8 protein-coding genes are annotated in these 11431 nt (G+C 66.3%); 2 read left to right on the top strand and 6 right to left on the bottom strand.

All coding sequences use genetic code 11. The features are described 5' to 3' along the window. Window positions 1-15 precede the first annotated feature (15 nt). The 3 genes from KK488_RS19125 to KK488_RS19115 form a co-directional block, all read right to left on the bottom strand. Window positions 16-396 (bottom strand): ArsR/SmtB family transcription factor, encoded by a 381-nt coding sequence (locus KK488_RS19125; protein WP_214625313.1) that lies wholly within the window; start codon window positions 394-396, stop codon window positions 16-18. Window positions 397-398: 2 nt separating this feature from the next. Continuing rightward, entirely contained in the window at window positions 399-1058 is a 660-nt protein-coding gene (locus KK488_RS19120) for a peroxiredoxin (RefSeq protein ID WP_432653875.1), read from the bottom strand. A 173-nt stretch (window positions 1059-1231) separates the two neighbouring features. Beyond that, window positions 1232-3805: a cation-translocating P-type ATPase gene (locus KK488_RS19115; protein WP_214625311.1), complete on the bottom strand. Its 2574-nt coding sequence runs from the start codon at window positions 3803-3805 to the stop codon at window positions 1232-1234. Between the two features lie 424 nt (window positions 3806-4229). Between KK488_RS19115 and KK488_RS19110 the strand changes: the two genes are divergently transcribed. Together KK488_RS19110 and KK488_RS19105 are read left to right on the top strand one after the other, a co-directional pair. After that, on the top strand, window positions 4230-6491 hold the full coding sequence (locus KK488_RS19110; protein ID WP_214625351.1) for a heavy metal translocating P-type ATPase: 2262 nt from the start codon (window positions 4230-4232) through the stop codon (window positions 6489-6491). 165 nt (window positions 6492-6656) lie between these two features. After that, complete coding sequence (locus tag KK488_RS19105; RefSeq protein ID WP_214625310.1) at window positions 6657-7232, top strand: TetR/AcrR family transcriptional regulator; 576 nt, start codon at window positions 6657-6659, stop codon at window positions 7230-7232. Here the strand turns inward: KK488_RS19105 and KK488_RS19100 are convergent. Genes KK488_RS19100 through KK488_RS19090 form a run of 3 tightly spaced genes read right to left on the bottom strand, consistent with a single transcriptional unit; the run spans window position 7203 to window position 11354 of the window. Beyond that, the gene (locus KK488_RS19100; protein WP_214625309.1) at window positions 7203-8645 is read right to left on the bottom strand and encodes an efflux transporter outer membrane subunit; all 1443 of its coding nucleotides are present in this window, start codon (window positions 8643-8645) and stop codon (window positions 7203-7205) included. The two genes, KK488_RS19105 and KK488_RS19100, sit on opposite strands and share 30 nt — an antisense overlap. After that, window positions 8645-10219, bottom strand: coding sequence for an MDR family MFS transporter (locus KK488_RS19095; RefSeq protein ID WP_214625308.1), 1575 nt, complete (start codon window positions 10217-10219; stop codon window positions 8645-8647). Before KK488_RS19095 ends, KK488_RS19100 begins: the two co-directional genes overlap by 1 nt. Window position 10220: 1 nt before the next feature. Continuing rightward, on the bottom strand, window positions 10221-11354 hold the full coding sequence (locus KK488_RS19090; RefSeq protein ID WP_214625307.1) for an HlyD family secretion protein: 1134 nt from the start codon (window positions 11352-11354) through the stop codon (window positions 10221-10223). Window positions 11355-11431: the final 77 nt, after the last annotated feature.

Raw genomic sequence — 11431 nt, 5'->3', positions numbered from 1 at the left:
GAAGGTCCACGACGCCTAGAGAATCTTGGCGAACATCGCCGCCGACCCATGCGCACGCCGGGACGCCGGTTGCTCGATCTGGCTGGCCATCTCGGCCGGTGCCAGATTGGCCAGCCCGGCCAGAAAGCGAGCGACTGTTTCGAGGGCCTTCGCCGCGACGCTGTAATAGACCTGCTTTGCGGCGCGACGCGTTGTCACAAGCTCTGCCTTGCGCAGGATCGCGAGCTGTTGCGAGAGGCCGGGCTGCCCGATCCCGGTCAGGACCTCCAGCTCACCAACCGACTTCTCACCCTCCGAATAGATCGTGTCGACCAAGCGCAGCCGGGTTTCATGGCCGAGCGCCCGCATGGTCTCCGCGATGGCCTCGATTTGCGTGTCGGACAGACGCTCGGACATGATCACCCCGCCTTTCGGTCGGCCTGGCTCCTGTGGAACCAGCGGGGATCATCGATTTCCCTGAGAAGCGCAGCCTGATCCTGATGTGGCGGCAAAAGGACATCATCGCCTGGATGCCAGCCTTCAGGCGTCACGACATTATCGGCATCGACCCGCTGCAGCGCGGCGAGCACGCGCAGCATTTCCTCGACCGAGCGGCCGATGGTGGCAGGATAGCAGATCATCGCCCGGATGATCCCTTCCGGATCGATGAAATAGGTCGAGCGCATCGTCGCCGCGTCCGGCGACCGGTCGGAGATCATACCATAGGCCCGCCCGATGATGAGCGAGGGATCTTCGACGATGGGAAAGCTGACGGTCACGTCGAAGGCGTCGCGAATGGCCTTGATCCAGCCGAGATGGGAATAGAGACTGTCAACGGACACGGCCAATAATGCGCAATCCAGTGCCTCGAAGCGATCAGAGGCCCGTGTTAACGCGACGAACTCGCTGGTGCACACCGGCGTGAAATCCGCAGGATGGGAAAACAGCACCAGCCAGCGCCCGCGAAAGTCGGACAGGTTGATCACGCCCATCGTGGTGCGCGCCTGGAAATTAGGCGCCGGGTCGCCGATCTGGAGTGTCTCGGCAACGCGGGCGGCAGGAGCAGTCATGTCGTTCATTGCGATCTTTCTACCCGGCACGCCAAACTCCGCTGGCGCCCCTACACGATTACATAAGAAATGTAATCGACATATTGGCGGGAGTAAAGTGCGATATTCAACCGGCCGGTCGAGCCGACGGCAGACCCGTCACGCAAATATAACGACCAGCATAATCGCCCCCAATCGGCGGGTCAGAGCCCCGCAGCCACGCCTCTTCGAGGACCGGCCCTCAGACTGCGATAGGCGACCGGTTTCAATGCTTCGAGCAGGATGGTGACCAAGCCGCCAACGGCCGCGACGATCAGCAGGTCGTGCGCGTGAAGCGGCCCGAATTTCAGCAGGTTTCGGACTGGCGGCACGAGCAGGACGAGCGCCGTGATCGCAGCGATGGCGCCAAGGACATAACGCAACGCCACATTGCGCCGCGAGATGGCGAGCACCAGCGATGTGCCGAACGACCGGTTGACGAGAATGAGCGCGAGAATAGCCGCGACAAGCGCGAAGAAGGTAAGGCCGCGCACTTCCGCATCCGGCAGCCCCATATGGCTGCCGGCGAGATACAGCGCAGCAAGGAACGCGTAGGCAAGACCTCCCTGGAACAGGCTCCAGACAATCATCGGCAGCGAGAAGAGGCGCTCCCCCGGGTTGCGTGGGGCACGCTTCATGACGTTGACCTCGTCGCGCTCGGCCTCGAACACCAGCGCACAGACCGGGTCGATGATCATCTCCAGCAGCGCGATGTGGATCGGCCCAAACAGGACCGGCAGGCCGGTCACCAGTGGTAGCAGCGCCAGTCCGGCGATCGGCACGTGGACGGCGAAGATGAATGCCATTGCCTTGCGGATATTGTCGTAGATCCGCCGCCCCAGACGGATCGCCTTGACGATCGAGCCGAAATCATCGTCCAGCAGCACGATCGCCGCTGCTTCACGCGCGACGTCCGTGCCGCGTTTGCCCATCGCGATGCCGATATGGGCCGATTTGAGCGCCGGGGCGTCGTTGACGCCGTCCCCGGTCATCGCAACCACCTCGTTCGCCGCCTTCAATGCCGCAACGATCCGCAGTTTCTGCTCCGGCATGATCCGCGCGAAGACGGTAACGGACCCGACGACGCGCGCGAGAGCGGCATCATCGAGGGCCGCAAGGTCAGCACCGGTCAGGAGATCTCCCTCGGCAATGCCAGCCTGCGACGCGATCGAGCGCGCGGTTGCGGCATAGTCGCCGGTAATCATCACGACCCGGATGCCGGCCGAACGGCACTCGGCCACCGCGTCCGCCGCGCCTGCACGCAGCGGATCGGACAGGCCGATCAGCCCGAGGAGCGAGAAGTCATGATCGCTCTGCACGCCCAGATGTTCGGCGAGAGTGCGGGCGGTCGCGACACCGAGAACCCGCATCCCTCGCGTTGCCATCGCCTCCACCGCGGCGTCGAACTTCGCGCGCTCGATTGACGAAAGCCGGCACAGGGAAGCGATCGCTTCCGGCGCGCCCTTCGCCGCCACCATCAGGTCGTCGGCACCGTCCGCCTGCTGCCAGACGTTCGACATCGCCAGCAATTCGGTTCGCAGGCCGTAGGTGTGGACGAGCTTCCAGCCGTCGCGATCGGCAGCTCGATCGGAAATCGCCTTGTTGGCGTCGTGGAACGCGATTTCCATGGGATCAGCGGGGACCGGCGCACTGGCGAGGACACTGGCCTCCAGCAGCGCGCGAAACGGTTCAGCCGGCGCGGTCGCCGATGGGGCAATCACGTCACCGGACGCGAGCCACAGCTCGGTCACCGCCATTCGGTTCTCGGTCAAGGTGCCGGTCTTGTCGGTGCACAAAATGGTCGCTGCGCCCAGCGTCTCGATCGCGGCAGCGCGGCGCGTCAGCACACCCGCCTGCGCGATCCGCCACGCGCCCATCGCCATGAAGATGGTGAGGACGACAGGGAATTCCTCCGGCAGCAGCGACATGCCGATCGCGATTCCCGCGAGCACCGCGTCGATCCAACCGCCGCGCAGCAATCCAAACAGCACCACCACCATGAGTGTCATCAACCCGGCGCCGATCGCGCATAAGCGGACGATCCGCGCGGTTTCCCGGCGTAGACGGGGCGGCTCGCTGTCGAGCGTCGCGAGCGATTGTCCGATCCGGCCAATCTCACTTGCCGGACCGGTCGCCGTCACCTCCGCAACGCCGGCGCCGCGCGTGATCAGGGTGCCGGAATAGACAAAAGGCAGATCCTCGCCGCCGGGCCGATGCGCGCGTGGATCATCGCTCATTCCCGCGCGCTTCCGGACGGGCACGGATTCACCCGTCAGGAGGGATTCGTCTGTCTGCAGATCGGTGGCTTCCACCAAATAGGCATCGGCGGCGATACGGTCGCCCTGCTCCAGTACCAGCAGGTCGCCGCGTACGACCTCACGCCCGGCAATGCGAACGCGCTCGCCGCCCCGAATGACGAGCGCGCGCGGGCTCGAAAGATCCCGGAGCGCCTCAAGCACATGTTCGGTCCGCGTTTCCTGGACGACCGTAACCGCGATCGAGAAGCTGGCGAAGCCGAGCAGAATCAGCGCCTCGGCGAGGCTGCCGAGGAGCAGATAGGCCACGCCGCCCGCGAGCAGCAGCGCAAGCATCGGTTCACGCAGAACCTCGATCGCGATACGCCAGACGGTGCGGCTCCGGGCGCGAGGCAGTTCGTTCGGTCCCTCTGCGTCAAGGCGTGCTTGCGCTTGCTGCGTCGAAAGACCGACCAATAGGTTCGCCCGGTCGACATCCGACATAATATCTCCCTTCACCCTTCGAAAATCGGACCGACTGAAGCTGGTTCTTACCTTGCCCGTGATTGCGCCATTTGCCCTCACTGGCATCGCGGTGGAAGCCTGACGCGCAATCCATCATAGGATGATCAGTCTACCGAACCAGCTTCCGGTGCAGCGTGAGGGAAAAAATACGTCCGCAAATTGGTACCGATCCATTGCTGCCATAGCGTCGACCCGCGCCGCGGCGCGCGTTTGACACTTCGGCCCATCGAATTTCGGGCTTGACCCGGACGTGGGGTCGCAGGGCATTTATAGTCTGCCGAGAGGGAGAATCCGTACCGTGGCGCAGTCTCGTCAGCCCGATGACCACAGTCCTGGATCTGTTCGTCATCACCGTGAAGCGGACACCCCGGAAGGCAACCGGGTGCGCGATCCCGTCTGTGGCATGACCGTCGATCACGAGGCCGCGCCCCACGCCGAACATGCACATCAGACCTATTATTTCGGCAGTGCCAAATGCCGCGACAAGTTCGTGGCAGATCCCGTTCATTATCTCGGCGGCGGCGCCCCTGCCCCAATGGACGCGCCCCAAGGCACGATCTGGACCTGTCCGATGCATCCGGAAATCCGGCAAAATCGTCCCGGTGCGTGTCCGATCTGCGGCATGGCGCTCGAGCCGGTGCTGGCAGCGGCAGATAGCGGATCGAGCGCGGAATCGCGCGACATGTCGCGCCGCTTCTGGACCGCCCTCATTCTGTCTGCACCGGTGTTCCTGCTCGAGATGGGCGGTCATGTCCTCCCGAGCCTGCACCATCTCATCCCGATGCCCGTCTCGATCTGGATGCAATTGATCCTCGCGACGCCGGTCGTGCTCTGGGCGGGCTGGCCCTTTTTCGAGCGCGGCTGGGCGTCGCTCAGGACTGGCAATCTCAACATGTTCACGCTGATCGCGATGGGCATCGGCGTCGCGTGGGCCTATTCCATGGTCGCGGCATTGGCGCCGGGCCTGTTCCCGCCGGCCTTCCATGACGCCGACGGCGCGGTGGCCGTCTATTTCGAGGCGGCCGCGGTCATCACCGTGCTGGTGCTCCTCGGGCAGGTACTGGAACTGCGGGCCCGCGAGCGTACCTCCGGCGCGATCAAGGCGCTGCTCAATCTTGCGCCGCGGACCGCCCGGCGACTGCTTCCCGATGGAACCGAGGAAGAAATCGGTCTCGATCAGGTGGCCGTCGGGGATCGGCTCCGCGTGCGTCCCGGTGAAAAGGTGCCGGTCGACGGCACCGTCGCCGAGGGTCGTTCATCGCTCGACGAGTCCATGGTCACCGGCGAGTCCATGCCGGTGACCAGGAGCAAGGGCGACCAGGTCATCGGCGGCACGATGAACCAGAGCGGCGCGATCGAGATCATCTGCGACAAGGTGGGACGCGATACCATGCTGGCGCGCATCGTCCAGATGGTCGCCGAGGCACAGCGCTCGCGCGCGCCGATCCAGCGCATGGCTGACCGGGTGGCGGCATGGTTCGTGCCGGCGGTGATCCTGATCGCGCTCCTCGCGTTCGCGGGCTGGAGCATCTGGGGGCCGGAGCCGCGCTTCGCTTACGGGCTGGTCGCCGCCGTGACGGTGCTGATCATCGCCTGCCCATGCGCGCTCGGCCTCGCCACGCCCATGTCGATCATGGTCGGCGTCGGCCGGGGCGCGAGCCTCGGCGTACTCATCAAGAATGCCGAGGCGCTCGAACATATGGAGAAGGTCGACACGCTTGTGGTCGACAAGACGGGCACCCTGACCGAAGGCAGGCCCGCCGTGACGCAGATCGTCCCTGCGAACGGCCATGACGAGACGGGGGTATTGCGTCTCGCGGCTGCCGTCGAACGCGCCTCCGAGCACCCGTTGGCGCTCGCGATCGTCGAAGCAGCCCAGGCGCGAGGCATCGCGGTGCCGCAAGTGACGGACTTCGATTCTCCCACCGGACGCGGCGCTCTCGGAAGGGTTGAGGGCAAGCGCGTGGTGCTGGGCAACGCGGCGTTTCTGAAGGACGAGGGAATCGACATCACGGCGCTCGACACCCAGGCGGAAGCTCTGCGCAAAAGTGGCGCGACAGCCATCTTCATGGGTGTGGACGGACAAGTCGCGGGCGTCATCGCCATCGCGGACCCGATCAAGGCGACCACGGCGGAGGCGCTCGCGGCGCTACGGAATGAGGGTATCCGCGTCGTCATGCTGACCGGCGACAACCGGACCACCGCGCAGGCCGTGGCGGCCAGACTCGGCATTGACGAGGTCGAGGCCGATGTGCTTCCTGATCAGAAGAGCGCCGTCGTCGCACGGCTCAAGGCAGAGGGACGCGTCGTCACCATGGCCGGCGACGGGGTCAATGACGCGCCGGCCCTGGCCGCCGCCGACGTCGGCATCGCCATGGGCTCCGGCACCGATGTGGCGATCGAAAGCGCCGGCGTGACGCTGCTCAAGGGCGACCTCAACGGCATCGTGCGCGCACGGCGACTGTCGCAGGCGACCATGTCCAACATTCGGCAGAATCTGGTCTTCGCCTTCATTTACAATGTAGCCGGGGTACCTGTCGCCGCCGGCCTGCTCTATCCGATCTTCGGCATTCTGCTGTCGCCTGTCATCGCAGCCGCTGCCATGGCCCTCTCTTCGGTGAGCGTGGTCACCAACGCGCTGCGTCTCGGCAGGCAATCGCTATGACCGACGGCGACGTCTTGAATAGGGCACGCCCCGATCATTTCGCCGACATTGAAGGACTGGCCGCAGTCTCCTAGAATAGCCCGACGGAGCGTTTCAGCCGGAGGACACGGCCTGTCCGTGCGGAGAGCACACCATGTGGAAACAACGGAGGGAATTGGAGGAAACATGCAGTTCACCCCGTTGAAAACCGCTCCCTCGCGACGCGATGCGCGCGAGCGCCGCGATGCGCTGATCGAGGCGGCCGCAGCCTGCTTTGCCGAGAAAGGCTACACCGTCCCGCTGGAGGAAATTGCGGATCGTGCCGGGGTCGGGCGCGGGACGCTCTACCGCAATTTCCGTGACCGAATGGCGCTCGCCCTGGCGGTCTTCGAGCGGGATATCGAGGGACTCGAGGCCGAGCTCGACCTGACCCTGCCGACGGAACAGGTGATCGGCGACCTGCTCCGTCGCGGGGCGGAAGCCTCTGCCCTGTTCAGGCGGCTCGCAATGGAACTTCCCCTCGAGCCCGAGCATCTCGACGGGTTCCACAAGCTGGGCGAGCGCGTCACCGAGATATTGCGGCCGCTGGTCGTCAAGGCGCATGCCACCGGCGCGATGCGGCCGGAGCTCGGTCCCAAGGACCTGCTGCTGTGCATCAAGATGACGAGCGGACTTCTGCTGCCAAGATTGTCCGAGGTGGACGTGCAGGCGCAAATTGATGCGGCGATCTCGCTACTGCTGCGCGGTCTCCGCGCGAGCTGACGCGGGCTCTTCCGACCAGCCGAGCCCCAGGCTCTTCTGGACGGCGACATAGCTGTTCGTCAGCGCGGCCGTACCCTGACTGAGCGCGATGGCTGCGGTGAGGCGCTGGCGCTCGATGTCGAGCTGGTCGATCAGCGAGCTGGTGCCCGCCGTGACGCGCTGATTGTTGAGGGTCGCGGAGCGTCCGGCCGACTGCTCGGCCCGCGCGAGGCTGGCGACCTGGAGGCGGGCCTTGCCGAAGCGCGACAGCGAGGTCTCGGCATCCTGCAAAGCCGCGAGCACAGCCTTGCGATATTGCGCCTCCGCCTGATCGCGCTCCGCCTCGGACTGACGGACGCCCGCGGCACCGCGCCCGAAATCGAGGAAGGACCAGGTCAGCATCGGCGCGCCGAGGGCGGTCAGCTTGTCGACATCGAACACATCGCCGGGTGACGTACCGCCCAGCCCGAGCAAGCCGAGGAAATTCAGCCGGGGCAGCCGCTTCGCCTCGCTGACGCCGATCGCGGCCGTGCTTGCCGCCAAACTGCGCTCGGCGGCGCGAATATCGGGCCGGTGCGCGACAAGCGAGGCGGGATCGCCGATGGCGACCTGCGCCGGCGGCAGCGGGATCGGCGCGGCAGTCGCGAGCTGCGCATCGAGCGCTCCGGGCTCGCGCCCGGTCAGGAGCGCGAGCTGGTCGAGATAGGCATCGACATCGGCGGCCAGCGGCTGGGCCTGCGCGCGCGTATTGTCGAGCTGCGCCTGCAGCCGCTCGATGTCGAGTGCCGAGGCGGCGCCGCGCTCGAATCGTTGCCGCGTCAGGCCCAGCGCCTGCTCCTGCAGCGCGATGGAGCGGGCATTGAGCGCCACGCGCGCCTGGACGTCGCGCAGATTGACATAGGCCTGGGCGACCTGCGCCGAGAGACTGACCTGAACATCGGCAAGATCGGCTTGCCGCGCGCCGAGCGTCGCGCGGCTTTGCTCCAGCTGGCGCCGGCTCCCGCCGAACAGATCGACTTCCCAGGAAGCGTTGAGGCCGAGATTATAGAATTCGAGCGATGAATCGCTGCCCCCGCTGCCGCCAAGGCTTGGCGCCTCGGCATGAAGATAGGCGCCATTGGCGCTTACGCTCGGCATGCGGTCGGCCTTGCGGGCACTCAGCTGGGCCATCGCCTGCCGGATTCGCGCCTGCGCGACGTCGATGTCGGGGCTGTGGGCCAGAGCGTCCTGCACCAGCCCGTCGAGCGTCGGATCGCCGAGGCTTTCCCACCAGCGCGCGAGGCCGGGCGCCGGCGTGAAGGCGGCATCCTGCGCGCGCACGAAATTGCCGCGGGCGGTCGCGACCGATGCGGTGGCGGGTGGCGCCTTATAGTCGGGCCCGACGGTGCAAGCCGACAGCAAGGCGAGCGGCGCGATGGCGGAAAGCGCGCGCATCAGTGCATCGCCGCCGGCGCACTGCTCTTGGGCAGCGGGCGCAGGAACAGCACGAAGGGAATGATGATCAACGTTCCAAATCCCATGATCGTGAAAATGTCGTTGTAGGTCATGACCAGCGCCTGCCCCTGGATCTGCTGGGACAGCGAGCGCAGCGCCGCCGGCTGGCCGCCCAGCATCGCCGCCATGCCGGCGATGCGTTCCTGCACCGCCAGCGAATTGGCGCTGAGCGTTTCCTCGATCCGGCGGGTGTGCAGCCACAGGCGCTGATCCTGGATGATCGAGATTCCGGCGAGCGCGAGGCTACCGCCGAGATTGCGGACGGAATTGAACAGGCCGGACGCGTCGCCCGCATCCTGCTGCGGCACCGACTGGATCGCCGCCTGGCTCAGGAACAGCATGCCGAGAATCTGGCCGACGCCGCGCATGAGCTGGGAGACGACGAAATCGCCGCCGACGGAGTCCGCCGTCAGACTGGCATCCAGAAGCGCCGAGCCGCCCATGATCGCGAGGCCGGTCGCCACCGCGATGCGGATGTCGATCCGCTTGAGGAGGATCGGGACGATCGCCATCATGAACAGGCTGGGGATGCCAGAGATCAGCACGATCTTGCCGGCCTGCAGCGCGTTGTAGCCGGCGATGGCGGCGAGGAACTGCGGGATCACGAAGGCCGTGCCATAGAGCACCACGCCCAGCACCATGCCCATCAACGCGACCGACCCGAACTGCCGATCAAGCAGCAGCGACAGCTTGATGACCGGCCGCTTCGCGGTGAGCTGGCCCGTGATCAGCAGCGCGAAGCCGACCGCAGAAACTCCTGCCATGGCCCAGATCAACCTCGACGCGAACCAGAGCTCGCGCTGCCCTTCCTCCAGCAACACGGTGAGCCCGCCCAGCCCGAGCGCCAGCCCGGCGACGCCGAGCCAGTCCGCCTCACGCAGCTGGTCCAGATGGCTGCGCCGATGCGGCAGACCGACCAGCAGCAGCGCGACCAGGATCGCGCAGATCGGCAGGTTGATGAAGAAGGCATAGTGCCAGCTGATATTCTCGGTCAGCCAGCCGCCGATGAGTGGCCCGATGACCGGCCCCATGATCGCGGTGACGCCGAACATGGCGATGCCGACCGGCTGCTGGGAGCGCGGCAGGCGCGTGGCGATGATGGTCTGGGCGGTCGGGATCATCGCGCCGCCGGTGAAGCCCTGACCGACGCGGCCGATGATCATCATGGTGAGGCTGTCGGAGAGGCCGCAGATGACGGAGAAGGCCGTAAACAACCCTGCTGCGATCAGGAGAAACGTGCGCAGGCCGAGCAGCCGCTCGAACCACGCGGCCATGGGGATGATGACGATCTCGGCCACCAGATAAGCCGTTGCGACCCAGGTGCCTTCCGTCCCGGTCGCGCCGATTTCGCCCTGGATGGTCGGCAGCGCGGAATTGACGATCGAAATGTCCAGCGTCGCCATGAGCGCGCCCAGCGTCCCCGCCGCGACCGCCAGCCAGGCCGCCAGATCGGCACGCTCGGCAGCCGGCGCGGGCGAACGCATCGGCGCATCGGCGGCGATCGCCCCCGCCATGTCAGTTCGCCTTTGCCGCTGTGCGCGCCTGCGCGTCCTTGATGCGCGCGCCGGCGTCCCTGGCGGAAATGGTGTCGACGGTGGCGGTGACCGACAGGCCGGGCACGAGCAGACGGCGCGCCTCCGGCGAGGCGTCGAGCTCGATCCGCACCGGCACGCGCTGCACGATCTTGGTGAAATTGCCTGTCGCATTCTCCGGCGGCAGGATCGAGAATTGCGCGCCCGTCCCCGGCATGATGCTCGCCACCTTGCCATGCAGCTCCGTGCCGCCCAGCGCATCGACGCTGATCGTCGCGGGCTGGCCAGGGCGGATCAGGCCGAGTTGCGTCTCCTTGAAGTTCGCCACGACATAGATCTTGTCGAGCGGCACGATCGACATCAGCCGCATGCCGGGCTGGACGAACTGGCCCATCGTGACCGTCTTGTCGCCGATGCGCCCGTCGCTCGCCGCCCGGACCAGCGTCGCATTGACGTCGACATTGGCCGAGGCGCGCTGTGCCCGCGCGCCCTGGGCCTGCGCATCGGACTGGCGGATCTGGCTTTCCAGCGTGCCGACGCGACGCTGCTGCACGGCAAGCGCGGCTTCCTGCGCGCGCACCTGCGCGGCAGATTGCGTGGCGGTGGCGCGAAGCTGCGCCAGTTGCTCGCGTTTCTCGGCGCCGGTCTCGACCAGCGGCGCATAGCGGGCCACTTCGGCGGCATCGTAAGCCGCCTTGGCGCGGGCCTGGGCGAGCTGGGCGCGGGTCTGATCGATCGTCGCCAGCTGCTCGCTGATCGTCGCGCGGACATTGTCCGCTGCGGCGCGCGCGACGGCGATCTGCGCATCCGCCTGGGCCTGGCGGGCTTCATAATCGCGCGCGTCGATCCTCAGCAGCGGCTGGCCCGCCTTCACATCCTGATTGTCGCTGACCAGCACCTGCGAGACATAGCCGGCGATGCGCGGCGCCACCGTGACCATGTCCGCGCGGATCTCCGCATCATTGGTTTCCTCATAATATTTGCCGCGCATCTGGTGATAGGCGAACCAGAAGGCTCCCCCGACGACGAGCACGAGCGCCGCGACGAGCAGGATGATGCGCGCCCGTCCGCTGATGCGCTGCGCGGGCTTGTCATCGGTATCATTGTCCTGGGCCATGCAAAACCTTCGATGCACATGAGGGAGGCGGGGCGAGGAATGTCCGAAAGGCGACTCTGTTAAACGGACATGGTGTC

The organism is Sphingobium nicotianae (assembly GCF_018603885.1).
GTDB lineage: Bacteria > Pseudomonadota > Alphaproteobacteria > Sphingomonadales > Sphingomonadaceae > Sphingobium > Sphingobium nicotianae.
The sequence above is the reverse complement of the archived record's forward strand: the minus strand, read 5'-3'. Positions and strand labels throughout refer to the sequence as shown.

Bases quoted from the DNA above. Each gene is read 5' to 3' on its own strand.
- KK488_RS19120 (WP_432653875.1), bottom strand. From the start codon at position 1,058: ATGAACGACATGACTGCTCCTGCCGCCCGCGTTGCCGAGACACTCCAG.
- KK488_RS19115 (WP_214625311.1), bottom strand. From the start codon at position 3,805: ATGTCGGATGTCGACCGGGCGAACCTATTGGTCGGTCTTTCGACGCAG.
- KK488_RS19105 (WP_214625310.1), top strand. From the start codon at position 6,657: ATGCAGTTCACCCCGTTGAAAACCGCTCCCTCGCGACGCGATGCGCGC.
- KK488_RS19110 (WP_214625351.1), top strand. From the start codon at position 4,230: ATGACCGTCGATCACGAGGCCGCGCCCCACGCCGAACATGCACATCAG.
- KK488_RS19125 (WP_214625313.1), bottom strand. From the start codon at position 396: ATGTCCGAGCGTCTGTCCGACACGCAAATCGAGGCCATCGCGGAGACC.
- KK488_RS19090 (WP_214625307.1), bottom strand. From the start codon at position 11,354: ATGGCCCAGGACAATGATACCGATGACAAGCCCGCGCAGCGCATCAGC.
- KK488_RS19095 (WP_214625308.1), bottom strand. From the start codon at position 10,219: ATGGCGGGGGCGATCGCCGCCGATGCGCCGATGCGTTCGCCCGCGCCG.
- KK488_RS19100 (WP_214625309.1), bottom strand. From the start codon at position 8,645: ATGCGCGCGCTTTCCGCCATCGCGCCGCTCGCCTTGCTGTCGGCTTGC.